19 protein-coding genes are annotated in these 19,826 nt (G+C 69.2%); 10 read left to right on the top strand and 9 right to left on the bottom strand.

From position 1 onward, the window contains the following. Positions 1–10 precede the first annotated feature (10 nt). Together H5T77_RS01105 and H5T77_RS01100 are read right to left on the bottom strand one after the other, a co-directional pair. Positions 11–832 carry an MlaE family ABC transporter permease gene (locus tag H5T77_RS01105; protein ID WP_292644097.1) on the bottom strand — a complete coding sequence of 274 codons (822 nt, stop codon included), beginning with the start codon at positions 830–832 and terminating at the stop codon, positions 11–13. A gap of 28 nt (positions 833–860) precedes the next feature. Beyond that, positions 861–1,634, bottom strand: a complete 774-nt coding sequence (locus H5T77_RS01100; RefSeq protein ID WP_179657991.1) for an MlaE family ABC transporter permease — start codon at positions 1,632–1,634, stop codon at positions 861–863. A gap of 343 nt (positions 1,635–1,977) precedes the next feature. On the opposite strand from H5T77_RS01100, the gene H5T77_RS01095 reads away from it, so the two are divergent. Beyond that, complete coding sequence (locus tag H5T77_RS01095) at positions 1,978–3,228, top strand: phospholipase D-like domain-containing protein (protein ID WP_292644091.1); 1,251 nt, start codon at positions 1,978–1,980, stop codon at positions 3,226–3,228. 105 nt (positions 3,229–3,333) lie between these two features. On the opposite strand, the gene H5T77_RS01090 is transcribed toward H5T77_RS01095, so the two are convergent. Genes H5T77_RS01090 through H5T77_RS01080 form a run of 3 tightly spaced genes read right to left on the bottom strand, consistent with a single transcriptional unit; the run spans position 3,334 to position 6,052 of the window. Next, a complete protein-coding gene (locus tag H5T77_RS01090) occupies positions 3,334–4,239 on the bottom strand; it encodes a DNA-3-methyladenine glycosylase family protein (RefSeq protein WP_292644089.1) in 906 nt (301 codons plus the stop codon). Next, positions 4,236–5,639 (bottom strand): serine hydrolase domain-containing protein, encoded by a 1,404-nt coding sequence (locus H5T77_RS01085; RefSeq protein WP_292644087.1) that lies wholly within the window; start codon positions 5,637–5,639, stop codon positions 4,236–4,238. The genes H5T77_RS01090 and H5T77_RS01085 overlap by 4 nt, the downstream gene beginning before the upstream one ends. Further along, positions 5,636–6,052 (bottom strand): MarR family winged helix-turn-helix transcriptional regulator, encoded by a 417-nt coding sequence (locus tag H5T77_RS01080; protein ID WP_292644085.1) that lies wholly within the window; start codon positions 6,050–6,052, stop codon positions 5,636–5,638. Before H5T77_RS01080 ends, H5T77_RS01085 begins: the two co-directional genes overlap by 4 nt. 52 nt (positions 6,053–6,104) lie before the next feature. Here H5T77_RS01080 and H5T77_RS01075 point away from each other — a divergent pair, with 52 nt between their 5' ends. From H5T77_RS01075 to H5T77_RS01065, 3 genes are all read left to right on the top strand, one after another. Next, on the top strand, positions 6,105–6,689 hold the full coding sequence (locus H5T77_RS01075) for a TIGR03086 family metal-binding protein (RefSeq protein ID WP_292644083.1): 585 nt from the start codon (positions 6,105–6,107) through the stop codon (positions 6,687–6,689). A 130-nt stretch (positions 6,690–6,819) separates the two neighbouring features. Beyond that, entirely contained in the window at positions 6,820–8,325 is a 1,506-nt protein-coding gene (locus tag H5T77_RS01070; RefSeq protein WP_292644081.1) for an ATP-dependent DNA ligase, read from the top strand. A gap of 82 nt (positions 8,326–8,407) precedes the next feature. Beyond that, on the top strand, positions 8,408–9,121 hold the full coding sequence (locus tag H5T77_RS01065) for a TetR/AcrR family transcriptional regulator (RefSeq protein ID WP_292644079.1): 714 nt from the start codon (positions 8,408–8,410) through the stop codon (positions 9,119–9,121). A gap of 274 nt (positions 9,122–9,395) precedes the next feature. Here H5T77_RS01065 and H5T77_RS01060 read toward each other — a convergent pair whose 3' ends face one another. Next, positions 9,396–10,691: an acetyl-CoA C-acetyltransferase gene (locus H5T77_RS01060; protein WP_292644077.1), complete on the bottom strand. Its 1,296-nt coding sequence runs from the start codon at positions 10,689–10,691 to the stop codon at positions 9,396–9,398. A 164-nt stretch (positions 10,692–10,855) separates the two neighbouring features. Here H5T77_RS01060 and H5T77_RS01055 point away from each other — a divergent pair, with 164 nt between their 5' ends. The 4 genes from H5T77_RS01055 (at position 10,856) to H5T77_RS01040 (ending at position 13,766) form a co-directional block, all read left to right on the top strand. Then, positions 10,856–12,178 (top strand): 3-oxoacyl-ACP reductase, encoded by a 1,323-nt coding sequence (locus tag H5T77_RS01055; protein WP_292644075.1) that lies wholly within the window; start codon positions 10,856–10,858, stop codon positions 12,176–12,178. Next, positions 12,178–13,044 carry a MaoC family dehydratase gene (locus H5T77_RS01050; protein ID WP_292644074.1) on the top strand — a complete coding sequence of 289 codons (867 nt, stop codon included), beginning with the start codon at positions 12,178–12,180 and terminating at the stop codon, positions 13,042–13,044. The genes H5T77_RS01055 and H5T77_RS01050 overlap by 1 nt, the downstream gene beginning before the upstream one ends. A gap of 99 nt (positions 13,045–13,143) precedes the next feature. Next, positions 13,144–13,362, top strand: coding sequence for a type II toxin-antitoxin system VapB family antitoxin (gene vapB, locus H5T77_RS01045; protein ID WP_292644072.1), 219 nt, complete (start codon positions 13,144–13,146; stop codon positions 13,360–13,362). 14 nt (positions 13,363–13,376) lie between these two features. Further along, positions 13,377–13,766 (top strand): PIN domain-containing protein, encoded by a 390-nt coding sequence (locus H5T77_RS01040; RefSeq protein WP_292644070.1) that lies wholly within the window; start codon positions 13,377–13,379, stop codon positions 13,764–13,766. A gap of 6 nt (positions 13,767–13,772) precedes the next feature. Here the strand turns inward: H5T77_RS01040 and H5T77_RS01035 are convergent, their stop codons facing one another. The 3 genes from H5T77_RS01035 to H5T77_RS01025 all read right to left on the bottom strand — a co-directional run bounded on the left by H5T77_RS01035 (position 13,773) and on the right by H5T77_RS01025 (position 16,155). Then, a complete protein-coding gene (locus H5T77_RS01035) occupies positions 13,773–14,123 on the bottom strand; it encodes an arsenate reductase family protein (protein WP_292644068.1) in 351 nt (116 codons plus the stop codon). 178 nt (positions 14,124–14,301) lie between these two features. Then, complete coding sequence (locus tag H5T77_RS01030; protein WP_292644066.1) at positions 14,302–15,180, bottom strand: acyl-CoA thioesterase; 879 nt, start codon at positions 15,178–15,180, stop codon at positions 14,302–14,304. Between the two features lie 15 nt (positions 15,181–15,195). Then, on the bottom strand, positions 15,196–16,155 hold the full coding sequence (locus H5T77_RS01025; protein ID WP_292644064.1) for a proteasome assembly chaperone family protein: 960 nt from the start codon (positions 16,153–16,155) through the stop codon (positions 15,196–15,198). A gap of 311 nt (positions 16,156–16,466) precedes the next feature. On the opposite strand from H5T77_RS01025, the gene H5T77_RS01020 reads away from it, so the two are divergent. Together H5T77_RS01020 and H5T77_RS01015 are read left to right on the top strand one after the other, a co-directional pair. Further along, on the top strand, positions 16,467–17,666 hold the full coding sequence (locus H5T77_RS01020) for a thiolase family protein (RefSeq protein WP_292644062.1): 1,200 nt from the start codon (positions 16,467–16,469) through the stop codon (positions 17,664–17,666). After that, complete coding sequence (locus tag H5T77_RS01015) at positions 17,663–19,756, top strand: 3-hydroxyacyl-CoA dehydrogenase NAD-binding domain-containing protein (RefSeq protein WP_292644060.1); 2,094 nt, start codon at positions 17,663–17,665, stop codon at positions 19,754–19,756. Before H5T77_RS01020 ends, H5T77_RS01015 begins: the two co-directional genes overlap by 4 nt. The last annotated feature ends 70 nt before the right edge of the window (positions 19,757–19,826 follow it).

Here is a 19,826-nt window from a genome sequence, read left to right as displayed (position 1 = left end):
CGCCCCACCCTCATCCCGTGATCCGCACGGTGGTCGTCGAGCCCCAGATCGCGAAGCTCAGGAAGAAGTCCGCGACCACGACGGTGACGATGGACGTACGGATCGCCTTGCCGACCGCGATGCCGACCCCGGCCGGGCCGCCGGAGGCGGTGTAGCCGTAGTAGCAGTGGATCAGGATGATCGCGACCGCGAGGATGATCAGCTTGAGGAAGCTGTAGAGGATGTCGATCGGCGGCAGGAACGCCAGGAAGTAATGGTCGTAGGTGCCGCCGGACTGCCCGTACATCAGCGTGGTGATCAGCCGGGGGCTGAGGTAGGAGGCGCACAGGGCGACGACGTAGAGCGGGATGACGGCCAGGAACCCGGCGATCATCCGGGTGGTGACCAGGTAGGGAAGGCTCGGCACGCCCATCGCCTCGAGCGCGTCGATCTCCTCCGAGATCCGCATCGCGCCGAGCCTCGCGGTGTAGCCGCAGCCGACGGTCGCGGCGAGGGCGATCGCGGAGATCAGCGGCGCGACCTCGCGGGTGTTGAAGAAGGCCGAGATGAACGCGGAGAACTTCGCGACACCGATCTGGCTCAGGCTCGCATAGCCCTGGATGCCGACCTCGGAGCCGGCGAAGAAGGCCATGAAGGCGATCACGCCGACGGTGCCGGCGATCATCGTCAGGCCACCGGCGCCGAAGGCGACCTCGGCCAGGATGTTGAGCACCTCCCGCTTGTAGCGTCGGATGGTGCGTGGCGCCCAGGCCAGGGCCTTGGCGTAGAAGAGCAGCTGGTCGCCATAGCCCTCGACGGCCTGGCGCTGCTCCTTGATTATCTGGTTGCCCACCTGGGCGAGCGTGTTGGACACCGGGGGATCACAACCCGTCCTGAGGAACGATCTGGAAGTAGATGGCGGTCATGATGGAGTTCAGGACGAACAGCATCATGAACGCGATGATCACGGCCTCGTTGACCGCTCGGCCGACGCCGCTGGGGCCGCCTTGGGCGTTGAGGCCGTTGTAGGCGCCGATGATCGCGGCCAGGAAGCCGAACAGCGCTGCCTTGACCATCGAGATGTAGAGGTCCGGAAGACTTGCGAGGGCCGTGAAGCTCGACAGGAACGCACCGGCCGAGCCGCCCTGGATGATCACCGTGAAGAAGTAGCCGCCACCGATCCCGGTCGCGATGACGATCCCGTTGATCATCACCGAGACGAACAGGCAGGCGAGCACCCGAGGGACCACCAGCCGGATCACCGGGTCGATGCCCAGCACCTCCATGGCGTCGATCTCCTCGCGGATCTTGCGCGATCCCATGTCGGAGCAGATCGCCGACCCGGCGGCTCCGGCGATGATCAGCGCGGCCGCCATCGGCGCCGCCTCCCGGACCACCGCGAGCACCGCCGTCGCACCCGCGAACGACTGCGCCCCGAGCTGACCGGCGAGGTTGCCGACCTGCAGCGAGATGACCGCGCCGAACGGGATCGAGACCAGGACCGCGGGCAGCATCGTCACGCTGGCGATGAACCAGGCCTGCTCGAGAAACTCGCGGAACTGGAACTTGGTCGTGAAGGCCCCCTTGACGACCTCTCCGGTCATCAGGCCCATCCCGCCGACGCCTCGCACCAGCGAGACGAACTGCACTGCCATAGTTCACCTTCCGCGGGTCTTGTGACTCGGCTCACGTTTCAGGCCTGTAGTAGAACATGTTTCAGTTCCGAGGGCAACGACCCGTCCCTCGACATGTCGCCGAACAGGGTGGGAGGTATCTGGTTCCAACGACTTACCCGTCAGTAGGTGACGGGAGTCACAGGATCGTCCACCCCTGCGCCAGGGTCGTGAAGGGTGTTCCCGCATGCTGGTCGGGGGCGGTCGGGCAGGCTGGGAGCATGGGCACGCGCATCGGCATCGAGCAGCGGACGGCACCGGTGTGTCTCAACGCGGTGCGCCCGTTAGATTGGGGAATGTGATGAGATTGTCGCCGGGGGGCGTCATGAGGTTCCTACGCCGCCTGCTCCTCGCCGTGTTCGGCGTGCCGTTGGCGCTCGCCGTCGTGATGAGCCTCGTCGACGCCTACCGCAGCCGCGGGAAGAACGGCAGACGAGCCAAGCCGTTCCCGGTGACACCGCCGCTGACCAACAGCGTCGGCGACGGCACGGTGACGACCTACACCTTCGGCAACGACCTCTACGAGGACATGATCGCCGCGATCGAAGGCGCCAAGAAGCAGGTCCTCCTCGAGACCTACATCTGGAAGGGCGACGAGATCGGCCAGCGGTTCAAGCAGGCGCTGGCGGCCGCGGCCGAGCGTGGGGTGGAGGTCTACTGCATCTACGACGAGCTCGCCAACCTGGTGGTCCCGGCCCGCTTCAAGCGCTTTCCCCCGGGGATGCACGTCCTGCGCTACCCCACCTACGCGGCGGGCTGGCGCTTCTTCGACCTCTCCCGCTACGGCCGCGACCACCGCAAGATCCTGGTCGTGGACGACACCGTCGGGTTCGTCGGCGGCTACAACATCGGGGATGCGTACGCCACCGAGTGGCGCGACACACACGTGCGCATCACCGGCCCCGGGGTGTGGGACCTGCGCCGCGCGTTCGCGGACTTCTGGAACCTCAACCGGCGCCGGCCGCACCCGCTGTCTCGCCGCACCGCCCACGAGGGCCCGCTGCTCATCGAGACCGCCCCCTCCTGGGACCCCGACATCCGATTCCACCGCAACGTACCCCGGCTGTGGATGTTCCCGATCCGCTCGATGTATCTCGAGGCGATCAACCGGGCCTCCCGCAACATCTATCTGACCACCGCCTACTTCGTCCCCGACGAGGACTTCGTGGACGCGCTCAAGGCCGCGGCACAGCGTGGGGTCGACGTACGCATCCTGCTGCCGCTGAAGTCGAACCACATCGTCGCCGACTGGATCTCACGAGGCTACTTCTCCCATCTGCTCGGCTCAGGCGTGCGGATCCTGCGTTTCAAGGACGCGATGATCCACGCCAAGACGGCCACCGTCGACGGCCACTGGTCGACCGTCGGCACCGCCAACATCGACCGGCTCTCGCTGACCGGCAACTACGAGATCAACCTGGAGATCTTCGACCGCGCCGTCGCCAAGCAGATGGAGGAGATCTTCTCCCGCGACGAGTCCAACGCGATCGAACTCACCGCCGACGAGTGGGCGGCGCGCGAGATCCACCGCAAGTTCACCGAGCTCGTCCTGACCCCCCTGCGGCCCCTGCTGTAGAGCCTGCCCCCAGGTCTGCCGAGTCGGCGGATCTGCCCCCGTGCCTCGCGAAGCGAAGCGAGCGAGAGGGGGCGGATGCGCCGACTCGGCACTCAAAACGGCAACTCAGCGAGGCAAGTGCGTCCGCGGCGACATCCGCGGCCCCCGGCGCGGCCGCTTTCCGGCACCCCGGTAGATGAGGGTGATGACGCGCGCACGATGCGGCCGGAACCGCTCCAGATAGTCACGGAGCTGTTCGTCGTCCCAGGGCTCGTTGGTCAGCGCCCAGCCGACGTCCTTGGCGACGTGGTAGTCGCCGAAGCTGACCGCGTCGGGGTCACCGAACGCTCGCTGACGCACCTCGGCCACGGTCCACTCCCCTATCCCCGGGATGGTGGTGAGTCGGCGCTCGACCTCCTCGCCAGGCAGGCCGGCAGTCCGCTCGATTGCCGGCGCGACGCGCGCCGTCTGGAGAACGGTCTTGGAGCGGGCGTGGTCCACCGGCAGACGCAGCCACTCCCAGCTCGGGACCGTCCGGAGCCGCTCCGGTGACGGCTGCAGACGCAGCCCGTGGTCGGCACCCGGACCGGGAGCGACCTCGCCGAATCGCCTGACCAGGTTGCCGAAGCCGCGGAACGCCTCGGTGCTGGTCACCTTCTGCTCGAGGATCGCGGGCACCAGTGCCTCCATCACCAGCCCGGTCCGCCCGAAACGGGGGACCTCGAAGCGCTCCATCAGCGTCATCAGCACCGGGTCGTCGGTGTGGAACTCCTCGGGGCGGTCGTCCGCGCCGAGGAGGGCCGGTACGTGGGTCAGCGCCCACTCGGCACCGGCTCCCCAGGCCTCGGCCTCGACGTCGGTGCCACGCTGGCGCAGCCTGAGCGTGGCAGGGCCCTGCGGCGTACGCATGGCTCGCCAGTGGTCCTCGCCGATGATCTTGTACGTCGGGTCGCCCGGCCCGCGGCGAAGCGGGCGCAACATCGCGGCCAGGCCGACGGCATGGCCGGGGCGGACGGTCCGCTGCTCGCTCATGCTTCGAGGCCAGCCCGCGGGATGACCCGACTGGTCGTCAGATGGGTCGCCCGGCCGGACGGATCTCGACCGGTGAAGCCGAAGACATGGTGGGCTCCGTGCAGGGCGTCGGCAGTGACGACCTGGTCGGCGGCGTACGGGAGCACCTCGTAGCGCACCGGCTCGTCGCCGGCCGCGGCGGCCTCGGGGCCCGGGACCTCCTCGACCCACAGCCGGCCGTCGGGATGCCGGCGCAGCGTCCAGTCGACGATGCGGGCGCGGTAGGTGCCGAGCAGGCGGTCGGCATCGAACCCGGGCGGCGGCTGCCGCGGTGGCACCGGGTGGGGCACGATCCGGACGCCGGCGAGGTCGTCGAGGAGATGGCCGACGACGTCGTGGTAGAGCCCGTAGGTGTCGCCGCCGTTGGTGAGCAGCGCGACCGCCAGGCCGTGCTCGGGCACCATCCGGAAGAACGCCGACTGCCCGATCGTCTGGCCGTCGTGGCCGACGATCCCCTGGCCGAGGTCGTCGAGGGACCAGCCCAGGCCGCGCGCGTCGGATCGGGTGGAGGCGGGATGGTCGACCTGCCGCGCGAGCACCTCGGCGCAGGAGGCTGCCGAGACGACCCGGGAGCCGTCGTGGGCGACGCCGCCCGACAGATGCATCGCGGCATAGCCGAGCAGGTCGCGTACGCGCATCGAGAGCATCGCCCCGACCGGGCCGCTGGCACGGGCCATCCCCCAGGCCGGGCCCGGGCGGAGCACGTGGTCGGGAGCCGGGTCGATGTGCCCCATCGCGGTGCGGAACCTGATCGCGTCGTAGGCAGTGGTGGCGATGTGGGTGAGGCCCATCGGCGCCGCGAGCCGTTCCTGGAGCGCGCGGTCCCAGGTGGTTCCGTGCAGGACCTCGACGAGGCGCCCGAGGACGGCGAACCCGGTGTTGGAGTAGGAGAACCGCTCCCCCGGGGCGAAGATCTGCGGCAGGTCGCCCATCGAGGCGACGAACCGCTCGACCGCGTCGTCGCCAGGCCCGTGGTCGGTGAAGACGTCGCCCTCGAAGCCGGCCGTGTGGGAGAGCAGGTGACGGACGGTGATCGTCCGGGTCGCCTCCTCGTCGGCGACCGCGAAGCCCGGCAGGTGGCTGATGATCTCGTCGTCGAGGCCGACCCGGCCCTCGTCGACGAGCTGCATCACCAGGTCGGTGGTCCACAGCTTGGTGATCGAACCGACCTGGAACAGCGCGTCGGTGGTCGCCTCCACGCCGGTGTCGAGGTTGAGGACGCCGCTCGCGTGGTCGACGACCTGTCCGTCGCGGAGGACTCCGACGGCCGCGGCGGGAACCCGGCGCCGTCGCAGCAGGCTCGGCAGCTCGTCCTGGAGCCAGGCGCGGGTGGCGGCGAGGGAGCTGGGACGAGAGCTCATCGGCCGGCCTCGGCGAGAGCCGTCAGCGCGCGCTCGAACGCCGCCCGGTCGGCCGGGTCGAGACCGGCCAGCAGCTCGGTCTCCATGGCTTCGATGGCCTCGCGACACCTGCGGAGGATCTCGGCGCCGCCGGGGGTCAAGGAGACGATCCGGTTGCGCCGGTCGGCCGGGTCGGGCTGGCGAGCGACCATGCCCTCGGCCTCGAGCCGGTCCAGGTTGCCGATCAGCCGGGTCTTGTCACGGCCCGTCGTCGCGGCGAGGTGGGCCTGGGTAGGCGCGTCCGACTCAGCCAGCGCGGTCAGCACCGCGTAGTCCCACATCTCCAGCCCAGCGGCGTCGAGGATCGGCTTCTCGCGAGCCATCACCTCGCGCATCAGACGGGACAGCAGGAAGCCGAGCTCGGGTCGATCCACCGCAGAAGCCTAACCGGTCGACAGATCGTCTACTTGCGCCTACGATCAACAGATGCTTACTTTTCACGACACGCTCGCGGCCTACGACCGCGCCCTGGACGACACCGCCACGCTCGCCTCCGCGGCCGACGACCTGACCATCCCCACCCCGTGCGCCGACTGGGACCTCGCCGACCTGTTCGGGCACATGGTCGGGCAGAACCTCGGCTTCGCCGCCGCGGTCGCCGACGGCGACGCACCGGTCGCCGCGTACGAGTCCGTGCCGGTCGACAGCGAGGACGTCGCCCGCAGGTGGCAGGAGTCGGCCACACGGGTCCGGGATGCGTTCGGCGCAGCCGATCCGGAGGCGACGATCCATCTGGCCGAGTTCGGCTTCCACCCGACCGTCACGATGGCGCTGGGGATGCAGCTGCTGGACGCCGCCGTGCACAACTGGGATGTCGCGACTGCGCTCGGGAAGACCTACCGGCCAGACGAACCAACGGTCACCCACGTCCACGACATCGCTCGCCAGATCGCCTCCTCGCCGGGCGGCACCCCCGTCTTCGCCACGCCGCTGTCCATGAGTGGCGATGACCCGTGGAACAACGCACTACGCCTTCTCGGGCGTGACCCCGCGTGGACCGCAATGGGGTAGCGCAAAGTGGTCTCGACCCGCTTCGCGGGTTCGCAGGCTCACCCGCTGCGCTCGCTCGACCTCCTCCCGTTTGCCCTGCGCAAGCGCCGGGCAAGGCTCGGATGTCGGTGGCGTGAGGTTCACTGGACACATGCTGCTCGCCGACATCGTCTCCACCTCGAACGCCGTCGCCGCGACTCGGTCACGGAAAGCGAAGGTCGCCGCGCTGGCGACGTGCCTCGGCGCGGCCACGCGCGAGGAGCTGCCGGTGGTGACGGCCTATCTCGGCGGCTCGCTGCTGCAGCGGCGTACCGGCCTGGGATGGCGCTCGCTCACCTCGCTCCCCGCTCCGGCAGCCGAGCCGTCGTTGACCGTCGAGGGCGTGCACGAGGCCTTCGAGCGGATCTCCCGGCTGGCCGGCGTCGGCTCGCAGAGCGAGCGGGCGCGCGAGACCGCGATGCTGTTCGGTTCCGCGATCGAGGCGGAGCAGACCTGGCTGCGGGGCGTGGTGACCGGAGAGGTCCGCCAAGGCGCACTCGACTCGCTGGTCCAGGAGGCGCTGGCAGTGGCTGCGCAGGTGCCGTTGCCGGCCGTACGCCGCGCCGCGATGCTCTCCGGTTCGACCGTCGCGGTCGCGGGCCTCGCCTTCGACGGCACCGACGCGCTGGACGAGGTCGGGCTGGTCGTCGGACGGCCGGTGCTGCCGATGCTCGCCTCGTCCGCCGGCTCGGTCGAGGAGGCCATGGCCAAGCTCGGCGAGGCGGTCGTGGTCGACACCAAGCTCGACGGCATCCGGATCCAGGCCCACAAGTCCGGCTCGGAGGTCCGCATCGCGACGCGCACCCTGGAGGACATCACCGCGCGGCTGCCCGAGGTCGCGGAGATCGTCGGCGCCCTGCCGGCCGAGACGCTCGTGCTCGATGGCGAGGCGATGACCCTCGGCCCCGACGGGCGACCGCGGCCGTTCCAGGAGACCGCCTCGCGCACGGCGACACGGTCGTCCTCCGAGACGGTCGTGGCCCCGTACTTCTTCGACATCCTCCACCTCGACGGTCTCGACCTCCTCGATCATGCACTCGACCAGCGCCTCGCCGAGCTCGACCGGATCGTCCCCGAGCAGCACCGGGCTCCGCGGCTGCTGACCGTCGACTCCGAGGAGGCGGAGCGGTTCGCCGCGGACGTGCTCGCGGCCGGCCACGAGGGAGTCGTCCTCAAGGGGGTCGGCCTGCCCTGGGAGGCTGGTCGACGCGGCTCGGGGTGGGTCAAGGTGAAGCCGGTCCACACCCTTGACCTGGTCGTGCTCGGGGTCGAATGGGGCTCGGGGCGCCGCAAGGGCTGGCTCTCCAACATCCACCTCGGCGCGCGCGGACCGGACGGGTTCGTGATGATCGGGAAGACGTTCAAGGGGATGACCGACCAGATGCTGGCCTGGCAGACCGAACGATTCACCGAGCTCGCCGTCACCGACCCGCACAGTGACTGGGTTGTCGAGGTCAGGCCCGAGCAGGTGGTCGAGATCGCCTTCGACGGGGTGCAGCGCTCGACCCGCTATCCGGGTGGGGTCGCGCTGCGGTTCGCCCGCGTGGTGCGCTACCGCGACGACAAGACCGCGGCCGAGGCGGACACCCTCGCGACGGTGCAGCAGTTCCTCGGCTAGCCCGATCACGACGTCGGCCGACGCATGTGACTAGGCGCACTCGTGGTGCAACTCGGAGTTGCACACGGCGTACAGTGTGCCTGTGAGCATCCGACCACCCATCTCTGGCGCCGCGTCAGCAAACGGATCCGAGCCCGACGGCCGCCGGTCGGCCGCAGCCGCCCGCCGCCGCGCACGCGAGGCAGACATCGTTGCGGCAACCCGCAGGCTCTTCGACGAGCGCGGGGTCAGCGATGCGCAGATCGAGGACATCGCCAAGGCCGTCGGCATCAACCGGGCGATCGTCTACCGGCACTTCACCGGCAAGGACGAGATCTTCGCGCTGACCCTGGTCGGCTATCTCGACGAGCTCCGCGAGCGGATGCTGGTCGCGACCGAGGGCGACAGCGCACCCACCGACGTCGTCCGCGATGTCGTCGGCACCTTCGTCGACTACGGGATCGAGTATCCCGCCTTCGTCGACTGCGCCCAGACGCTGATGCGCCGCAGCGGCTCCGACCTCCTCGACGAGCTCTCCGAGAGCGCCCTGTTCCGCCTCGGGCGGGCGATGAACGGCTGCCTCACCATCCTCACCAAGGTCCTCGAGGACGGCGCCGCATCCGGGCAGCTCCACGTCAAGGACGCCAACCTGCTCGCCAACACGCTCTACGCCTCCGGCCTGGGCGCTCTCCAGCTCGCCCGCGTCGGCATCCTGGTCTCCGAGTCCGCCCCCGGCGTACCCACCGTCGGCTCCGTCTCCCCCGACCAGGTCCGCGACTTCCTGGTCACCTCGGCCCTGGCCCTCACCGCAAAATAGCCCTCGCCGAAACCGCACTTCTGGCGTGCCGAAACCGCACCTTCGGCGCGCCGAATCGGTAGTTCTGGCGTGTCGAGTGGGTAGTTATGGGCGACGAAACTCGACTTTCGTCGCCCATAACTACCCACTCGCCGCCCACATCTACCGACTCGGCACGCCACAACTACGGTCTCGGCGGCCAGAACTAACGACTCGGTACGCCACAACTACCGACTCGGCGGGAATGACTGCGGCGCCCGGCAGGAGCCGGGCGCCGCGTACGTCTTGCGTTTTCCTACTTCTCCAGGATGGCCACTACGCCCTGGCCGCCGGCGGCGCAGATGGAGATCAGGCCGCGGGCACCCTCACCGGTCGACGCAGCCTTCTCGTCGAGCAGCTTGGCGAGGTTGTTGATGATCCGGCCGCCGGTGGCGGCGAAGGGGTGGCCGGCCGCCAGGCTGGAGCCCTTGACGTTGAGCTTCTCGCGCGGGACGGTGCCGAGCGGGGCGTCGAGGCCGAGCTTGTCCTTGCAGAAGTCCGGGGACTCCCAGGCGGCGAGGGTCGAGAGGACCTGGGAGGCGAAGGCCTCGTGGATCTCGAAGAAGTCGAAGTCGTCGAAGGTCAGGCCGTTGCGGGCGAGCAGGCGCGGGACGGCGTAGGCGGGCGCCATCAGCAGGCCCTCACCACCGGCGACGTAGTCGACAGCGGCGACCTCGGCGTCGACGAAGTAGGCCAGGACCGGAAGGTTCTTGGCCATGGCCCACTCCTCGCTCGCGAAGAGCACGGCGGAGGCACCGTCGGTCAGCGGCGTCGAGTTGCCGGCCGTCATGGTCGGGTTCTCGCCCTTTGCCCCGAAGACGGGCTTGAGGGTCGAGAGCTTCTCCACGGTCGAGCCCGGACGGAGGTTGTTGTCCTTCTCCAGGCCACGGAACGGGGTGATCTGGTCCTCGAACCAGCCGGCCTCGTACGCAGCGCCCAGCTTCTGGTGGGACGCGGCCGCCAGCTCGTCCTGGGCCTCGCGGGTGATGCCCCACTCCTGCGCGGTCAGCGCGGCGTGCTCACCCATGGAGAGCTTGGTGCGCGGCTCGACGTTGGCCGGGATGTTGGGGATGACGTCGGCCGGGCGGAGCTTGGCGAACGCCTTCACGCGGTCGACGTTGCTCTTGGCGCGGTTGGCCTCGAGCAGGATCTTGCGGAGCTTCTCGCCCAGCGCGATCGGCGCGTCGGAGGTGGTGTCGGTGCCGCCGGCGATGCCGGACTCGATCTGGCCGAGCGCGATCTTGTTGGCGATGTAGGTCGCCGCCTGGAGGCCGGTGCCGCAGGCCTGCTGGAGGTCGACGGCCGCCGTCTCAGGAGCCAGCTTGGAGCCGAGCACGGACTCGCGGGTCAGGTTGAAGTCGCGCGAGTGCTTGAGCACCGCGCCGGAGGCGACCTCACCGATGCGCTCGCCCTCCAGGCCGAAGCGAGCGGCGAGACCGTCGAGGACGGCGGTGAACATCTCCTGGTTGGACGCGGTCGCGTATGCGCCGTTGGAGCGGGCGAAAGGAATACGGTTGCCGCCCACGATGGCGACACGGCGAGTGGTGGTCATGAGTACATCCTTGTCTGATGACGCGCTTTGGAGAAGGGTATGTCAGGGAGATCACGAAAAGTGGACACCGAGTTACACCTGTAGTTACAACTGGTCAGTAACATACCAACGTACGCCTCAGAGACCACGTTCAGAGACCACGTCCAGAAGGATCAGAGCAGACCATGAGCGACAAGTACCAGAGCTTCACCCAGTCGGCGATCGGCAAGGTCCTCGTCAAGAACCTCGGGCTGCCGAGCCCCGCCAAGCTCGAGCGGTACGCAGCCGGTGCACCGCTCGTGAAGGGCACGGTCCTCATCGGCGGCCGCGGCCGTCTGGCCGAGTCGCTGGGCGGGCTCCTCGGTGAGCTGGACGTGGCCTCGACCGACACCGCGGCAGCCGGCGCGCGCTTCAAGGGCCTGGTCTTCGACGCCACCGGCCTCACCTCCACCAGCGACCTGGTCGCGCTCCAGGAGTTCTTCACCCCCGTGATGCGCAGCCTGGAGAACAACCCGCGCGTAGTCGTGATCGGCACCCCGCCCGAGCAGCTCAGCGGCCGCGAGCGGGTCGCCCAGCGGGCGCTGGAGGGCTTCACCCGCAGCCTCGGCAAGGAGATCGGCAAGGGCGGCACCGTCCAGCTCGTCTACGTCGCCAAGGGCTTCGAGGGTTCGCTGCTCTCCACGCTGGCCTTCCTGCTCTCACCGAAGAGCGCCTACGTCTCCGGTCAGGTCGTCCGGATCGGCACCAAGAACGCCTCCCCCGCCGCCGAGCAGGTCGATCCCAAGAAGCCGCTGACCGGCAAGGTCGCGCTCGTCACCGGCGCCGCGCGCGGCATCGGCGAGGAGATTGCTAAGGTGCTGCAGCGCGACGGCGCGACCGTCGTCGGTCTCGACATCCCGCCGTCCGAGGACGACCTGAAGAAGGTCACCGCGGACTACATCACCGCCGACATCACCGCCGCCGACGCCCCGGGGAACATCGCCTCCTACCTCCAGGAGAAGTTCGGCGGCGTCGACATCGTCGTCCACAACGCCGGCGTCACCCTCGACAAGAAGCTCGCGAACCAGAAGGCCGACCGCTTCGGCACCGTGCTGGAGATCAACATCTCCGCCCCGGAGCGAATCACCGCCAAGCTGCTCGAGCAGAACCTGATCCGCCCCAACGGACGCATCCTCGGCGTCTCCTCGATCGCCGGCATCGCCGGCAACCTGGGCCAGACCTCCTACGGCGCGTCGAAGGCCGCCGTCATCGGCTTCGTCGACTCGCTGGCCGAGGAGCTCCCCGACGGCATCACCATCAACGCGGTCGCGCCGGGCTTCATCATCACCCAGATGACCGCCGCCGTTCCGTTCGCGACCCGCGAGGTCGGCCAGCGGCTCAACGCGATGTCGCAGGGCGGCCTGCCGGTCGACGTCGCCGAGACCATCGCCTGGTACGCCTCGCCGGCCTCCACCGCGGTCAACGGCAACGTCGTGCGTGTCTGCGGCCAGATGATGCTGGGGGCCTGATGAGCGACATCTTCACAGGCAGGTCCGGTCCCGGGATGCTCATCAGGGCTGCACTCCCCGCGGTCCCGGGCGTCAACGCCCTGCCGGGGATCAAGAAGACCGGCGTCGCCTACGAGGAGCTCAGCCTGGCCCGCGAGCCCGTCGTCCTCGAGCGGGGTGCGGTCGACGCCTACGCCGAGCTGTGCGGCTTCCCGATCAAGGACACCGTGCCGCTCCCCTACCCGCACATGCTGGCCTTCCCGCTCCACATGGCGCTGATGTCCTCACCCGACTTCCCCTCGCCCGCGATGGGGATGGTCCACATCGAGAACTCGATCAGCGGCTACCGCCCGATCTCGGTCGACGAGGCGGTCGCGGTCACCGCCACCGTGGGGCAGCCCGAACCGCACCCGGTCGGCCAGGCGTACCGGTTCCTGACGGTCGCCACCGTGGAGGGTGAGGTCGTGTGGGAGTCGACCTCGACGTACCTGGTCCGGGGCAAGCGGAACCCGGAGGTGACGTGGCGCTCGGACCTCGCCGAGGTGGAGCCCTCGGGCCCGGTCTTCCCGCTCGCGGCCGACCTGGGCCGGCGCTACGCCAAGGTCGCCGGCGACTACAACCCGATCCACCTGTACCCGCTGACCGCGAAGGCGCTCGGGTTCAAGCGGCAGATCGCCCACGGGATGTGGACGAAGGCGCGCTGCATCGCGGCGCTGGAGAACCGCCTGCCCGGGTCCGTACGCGTGGACGTGGCGTTCAAGAAGCCGGTCTTCCTGCCCTCCTCGGTCGCGTTCGGGTCGCTCAAGCACCTGGACGGCTACGACTTCTCACTCCACAAGCGTGGCTCCGACACCCTCCACCTGGTGGGGCGCACGACCGCTCTTTGAGGTCAGGTGATGCCCGGCGCGCGCCATGCCCACACACCGGGCATCACCCGACCGACTGCACCGCTCCGCTAGCATCTTGCGTCCAGGAGGTGGACAGACATGTCCGACGTACTGATCCGAGGCCTCTCGGATGGCGAGCTCACGCGGATCGACACCGAGGCGACGCGGCTCGGACTCACCCGCAACGAGTATCTCCGCAGGTGGTTCACGCAGGACGCGCTGCGTCCGCTGCCGCCCGCGCGACCCGTGGCCGGCGCAGACTTCGCGAAGTTCGCCCCGCTCGCCGACCGGGGTCTGATGCGTGACGCATGGTCGTGAGGCGACCCTGGCTGATGCACCGGTCGGCACTCGCCCGGATGTCCACCAGCCCCGACGCTGAGAAGTGGTCCCGCCTGATCGAGCTGGGACAAGTACGCATCACCACCACCACGCTGCTCGAGATCGGCCACCTGGCCCGCTCGGAGCGCGAATGGTCCGAGCTCGTCGAGGACGTGCCGGTGATCCACATGCCGCTCGCGACCCTCACCCCTCGTACGGAGGCGCGAGCCCTCGAGATCCAGCGCATCGTGCTGAAGACCGGCCGTCAACGGGCGCCGTCGGTCCCGGACCTGCTCGTCGCGGCGGTCGCCGAGGAGGCCGATCTCACCGTGCTCCACGCCGACAACGACGTCGACCTCATCACCCGCACCACCGGTCAGCCGGCTGAGCGGCTGCGTGCCTGAGCTGGCTCAGAAGAGCTCGCGGACCTTCTCGATCGGCCGGGCCAGCACGCCACGGTCGCCCTTGAGCACGATCGGGCGTTCCAGCAGAGCCGGGTGCTTCACCATCAGGTCGACCAGCTCGTCCTCGGACAGGTCGCGCTTGCCCAGGTCGAGCTCCTTGTAGACCGGCTCGCGCTTGCGCAGCACCTCGTGAGCGCTCAGTCCGGTCTTGGCGAGGATGTCCTTGACCTCCTCGGCCCGCAGGCCGAGCACGTGGTAGTCGACCTTCTCGAAGTCGACGCCCTCCTCCTTGAGAAGGGCGAACAGGTTGCGACAGGTCGTGCAGGTCGGCTTCTCGTACACGGTGATCTGATCCACGCCGCCACCTTAGCCCGCGGGGTCGGTGCGCTATCGCGGCAGGCAACCAGGGTGTGCGATAGTGCGCCGACCTATTCTGAGCATGCCGATGACAGGTTCACGCCGAGCCGGCTCGTTCTGACCGAAATACCCGTCGATTCCCGTCAGGACGAGCCGACTCGGCGCCCCCTAGGACGTGCTAGTCGCGCGGAGGGCGGATGAGGCCCTCTTGGGCAACCGTGGCGGCGAGGGTGCCATCGGCGGTGAAGACGCGACCGATGGACAGGCCGCGGCCGCCGTAGGCCGAGGGGCTCTCCTGGTCGTAGAGCCACCACTCGTCGGCGCGGAAGGGCCGGTGGAACCAGATGGTGTGGTCCAGCGAGGCCATCTGGATGCCCTTGTGGTCCAGGGAGTGAGCAGCCAGGGAGGCACCGAGGAGCGAGATGTCTGAGGCCCAGGTGAAGGCACCGCGCTGGATGTCAGGATCGTCGGGGAGCTCCGCGCCCAGCCGGATCCACAGCCGCTGCTGCGCGGGCCGGGTCGGGTCGGGCTCGATGCCGAGCAGGGAGTTGCCGACGGCGCGCACCTCGACCGCCTCCCACTCGCGAGCCAGCGAGACCGCCTCCGGGCTGCCGGAGTCGGCCATCATCTTCAGGAAGTCGATGCACTTCTCCGGCGGCGGCACCGACGGCATCGCGTCCTGGTGCTCGAAGCCGGTCTCCTCGCGCTGGAAGTTGGCGGTGAGGTAGTAGATGTCGCGCCCCTTCTGGCGCGCGCGGACCCGCCTGGTCTCGAAGGAGCGGCCGTCGCGGATCCGCTCGACCTCGTAGACGATCGGGTAGGACGGGTCACCCGGGAGCAGGAAGTAGGAGTGCATCGAGTGCACCGTGTAGGCGTCGTCGGCGGATCGAATCGCGGCCATCAGCGCCTGCGCGGCCACCTGGCCGCCGTAGGCGCGCCCGCGTGAGTTGCGGGTCGTGGTGGCGCCATGGAAGAGATCCTTGTCGATCTCGACCAGGTCGAGCACGCCCACCAGCTCCGCCACTGCCTGATCCGCCGCTACGGCCTCGGTCGTCATGTGAGTGAGTTTCCCTCAGTCCTTCTCAGGGTCGTCATCGGGGTCGGGGCCGTTCAGCCCGGCCAGGAACTGCTCGAACTGCTCGCCGAGCTCTTCACCGGTCGGCAGCGGCTCGTCGGGCGCGAGCAGGGAGCGTCCGGACTCCTCGCCGCGCTGGAAGGTGTCGTACTGCCGCTCGAGCGCGGCCACGACCTCCCGCACCTCGGCGTTCTCCTCGATGTAGGAGGCGATCTCCTCCTCGCGGCGCTGCGCCTCGGCCTCCAGGTCGGAGACCGGGATCGTCAGCCGCGCCGCGCGCTCGAGCGCCTCGACGAGCACGACCGCTGCGGCCGGGTAGTCGCTCTGCGCCAGGTAGTGCGGCATGTGCACCACGAAGCCGCCCGCGGGGTGGCCCCACTCCCCCAGGCGTACCTCCACCAGGGCCTGAGCCGAGGACGGGATCCGGATCTCGCCCTTCCACGGGCTCTCCCAGACCTGGCCCGCGATCTCCTGGGCCGGGTCGTTGGCGTGTCGGGTCGTGGTCAGCGGACGGGTGTGCGGCACCGCCATCGGCACCGAGCCGAGCGAGATCACCTCGGTCACGCCCAGGCGCTCGATGACGTCGCGCACGGCGCCCGCGAACGCCTCCCAGCGGTTGTCCGGCTCGGGACCGTGCAGCAGCAGGTAGGGGTTGTCGCCGGTGTCCTTGAGGAGCCGGACGACCAGCCGCGGCGCGTCGAAGGACTCGTAGTGGTCGCTGACGAACGAGATCGCCGGCCGCCGGGCCCGGTAGTCGTGCAGCTCGTCCACGTCGAAGGTCGCCACCACCGGCGCCCGCCTGGAGGCCTGGAGCAGGTGGGCCGTGGCTCGCTCCACGGCCTTGCCGGCATCGAGGAATCCGTCCAGGACCACCACCATCGGAAGCCGGTCGCCACCTGCGAGGACGACCTCCTCGGGCAGGTCGTCCACGATGTGCACAAGTCGCGATCCGGACATCGGTGTCTCCTCCCGTCGCGTACGGCCCGCACGGGCCTCGCCGTCATCTGCCTCGCCCGGGGTCTCGACCCTGGGGCTCATCCTTCTCAATACACGCTTCCACATGACGACAGGGCAGCATCCTGGAGGCCCCCGATATTCCCAAGCCGACGCGCGGGCACGGGCAGAACACCTCGGACATCCGCCGCGACCGACCCCTGAGCGGCGCCGTTGTTACTTGCGGGTAATGTACTCCTCGGGCACCACCCCGTGCCCGCATCGACAACGCCGCTCAAGCGGCGACCGACCGGCAACCCACATGGAGTGACACGGTGACCCGACAGCTGCGAGAAGTCGTCTTCGTCGACGGCGTACGCACACCTTTCGGCAAGGCTAAGGGCCAGTACGCCGAGACCCGCGCGGACGACCTGGTCGTCAAGCTCATCCGTGAGCTCACGCGCCGCAACCCCGACCTTCCCCCGGAGCGGATCGACGAGGTCGCCATCGCCGCGACCACACAGATCGGCGACCAGGGCCTGACCATCGGCCGCACCGCGAGCCTGCTCGCCGGGCTGCCGCAGTCCGTGCCGGGCTACGCGATCGACCGGATGTGCGCGGGCGCGATGACCGCGGTCACCGCGACTGCCGGCGGCATCGCCTTCGGTGCCTACGACGTCGTCATCGCCGGCGGTGTCGAGCACATGGGCCGCCACCCGATGGGCGAGGGCGTCGACCCGAACCCGCGGATCATCTCCGAGAAGCTGGTCGACCCGAGCGCGCTCGTCATGGGCAACACCGCCGAGAACGTGCACGACCGCTACCCGGCGATCACCAAGGAGCGCACCGACGCGTTCGCGGTCCGCTCCCAGGAGCTGGCAGCCAAGGCGTACGCCGACGGCAAGATCCAGCCCGACCTGGTTCCCGTCGCCACGCGCTCGGCCGAGAACGGCTGGGGCCTGGCCACCACCGACGAGCCGATGCGTCCCGGCACCACCACGGAGGACCTGGCCAAGCTGAAGACCCCGTTCCGGCCGCACGGCCGCGTCACCGCGGGCAACGCGGCAGGCATCAACGACGGTGCGACCGCTTCGCTGCTGGCCTCCGAGGAGGTCGCGAAGGAGCTCGGTCTGCCGATCAAGATGCGACTGGTTTCGTACGCCTTCGCCGGCGTCGCCCCCGAGGTCATGGCCGTCGGCCCCATCCCCTCGACCGAGAAGGCGCTGGCCAAGGCCGGGCTGACGATCGACGACATCGAGGCCTTCGAGGTCAACGAGGCCTTCGCGATCCAGGTGCTCGCGTTCCTGGACCACTTCGGCATCGACGAGAACGACGACCGCGTGAACCCCTACGGTGGCGCGATCGCGTTCGGTCACCCGCTGGCCTCCTCCGGTGTGCGGCTGATGATCCAGCTCGCGCGCCAGTTCGAGGAGCGCCCCGAGGTCCGCTACGGCCTCACCACCATGTGCATCGGCCTGGGTATGGGCGGCACGGTCATCTGGGAGAACCCGAACTGGACTGGGGAGTCGAAGTGACTGACATCAACACTCTTCTCGCGGACGTAGAGAAGCTCTTCTCCGACGACGAGGTCGTCACCGCGGCCAAGCTGGCCAAGGTCAACCTGCCCTCCGGCAAGGTGCTCGGCCTGGTCACCCTCGACAACGGTCACGACCACACCCGCCCGAACACCTTCGGGCCGAAGTCGCTGGTCGAGCTCAACACGGCGTACGACGCGGCCCTGGCCGACCCCGAGATCGACGCGATCGCGGTGACCGGCAAGCCGTTCATCCTCGCGGCCGGTGCCGACCTGACCTCGCTGCAGGCGGGTGGCGCCGACGGGATCCGGACGATCGCCGAGCTGGGTCACGCGGTCTTCCGCAAGCTCGGTGACGGTGACGGCACCACCAAGAAGCCGTCCTTCGGGTTCATCAACGGGCTCGCGCTCGGTGGCGGCCTCGAGGTCGCGCTGCACGCCGACTACCGCACCATCCAGGACTCGGTGCCGGCCGTCGGCCTGCCCGAGGTCATGCTCGGCCTGATCCCCGGCTGGGGCGGTGGCTACCTGCTCCCGAACCTGATCGGTCCGGCGAAGGCCGCCAAGGTCTTCATCGAGAACCCGCTCAACAACGGCAAGGTGCTCAAGGGCGCCGAGGCCTACGACCTGGGCATCGCGGACGCGATGTTCGGTGGGGCCGACTACCTCGAGCAGTCGCTGCTGTGGGCCGACAAGGTCCTCACCGGCGACGTGTCGGTCGAGCGTGAGCCGATCGATCGGGGTGACGCCTGGGACGAGGCCGCCAAGAACGCCGGCTTCTTCGCCTGGGCCAAGACCGGTGACGCCTCCCCGGCAGCCAAGAAGGCCGTCGAGCTGCTCACCCTGGCCAAGACCGCGTCGCGCGACGAGGGCTTCGCGGCCGAGGACGACGCGCTCGTGGCGATGTCGAAGACCCCGCAACTGGTCGCCTCGCTCTACTCCTTCGACCTGGTGCAGAAGCGGGCCAAGCGTCCCGCCGGCGCGCCCGACAAGGCGCTCGCGCAGAAGGTCACCAAGGTCGGCATCATCGGTGCCGGGCTGATGGCCTCGCAGTTCGCGCTGCTCTTCGTCCAGCGCCTCAAGGTGCCGGTCGTCATGGTCGACCTCGACCAGGACCGCGCCGACAAGGGCGTGGCGTACGTCCACGCCGAGCTCGACAAGAAGCTGGCCAAGGGTCGTGCCAGCCAGGACGCGACCAACCGTCTCAAGGCGCTGGTGACCTCCTCGATCGACTACGAGGAGTCGTTCTCCGACGCCGACTTCATCATCGAGGCCGTCTTCGAGGAGATGGGCGTCAAGAAGACCGTCTTCGCCAACGCCGAGGCGGTCGCCCCGGAGACAGCGGTCTTCGCCACGAACACCTCGAGCCTCTCGATCACGGAGATGGCGGCCGACCTGAAGAACCCCGAGCGGGTCGTGGGCTTCCACTTCTTCAACCCGGTCGCGGTCATGCCGCTACTGGAGATCATCCGCGGCGAGAAGACCTCCGACGCGGCCCTGGCCACGGCGTTCTCGGTCTCGAAGTCGCTGAAGAAGACCTCGATCCTGGTCAAGGACAGCCCGTCCTTCATCGTGAACCGGCTCCTGGGCCGCTTCATGGGCGAGGTCTCCAAGGTCGCCGACGAGGGCACCCCGGTCGACGTCGTCGAGGCCGCCTTCGCCGGTGTCGCGCCGATGGGCCCGTTCGCGCTGATCGGCCTGGTGGGTCCCGCCATCGCGTACCACAACAACGAGACGCTGGCGAAGGCCTTCCCGGACCGGTTCTACCTCTCCGAGAACCTCCACCGCGTCGTCGAGGCCAAGAAGAGCTCGTTCTTCGGTCCCGACGGTCGTACGCTCGACCCCGAGGTCGAGGCGCTGCTGGTCACCGGCGACGTCGTCAAGACGGCCGAGGAGACCCGCCGGCAGGCGCTGGAGGCCATCGCCGACGAGATCGGCCGCATGCTCGAGGAGGGCGTCGCGCAGGCCGCCGAGGACATCGACCTGGCGATGATCACGGGAGCCGGCTTCCAGTTCTGGAACGGCGGTATCACCCGACTGCTCGACCGTGAGGGCATCTCCGAAAAGGTCACCGGCAAGAAGTTCCACTGACCCCTCGACGAATCCGCCGCCGGCCACGATGTGGTCGGCGGCGTTTCGTATTCAGGGCTGGTCAGGGCTG

The sequence above is a fragment of the Nocardioides sp. genome (assembly GCF_014360585.1).
Taxonomy (GTDB): Bacteria; Actinomycetota; Actinomycetes; order Propionibacteriales; family Nocardioidaceae; genus Nocardioides.
Note: the sequence above shows the minus strand (reverse complement) of the source record. Positions and strands in the feature narration are given on the sequence as shown.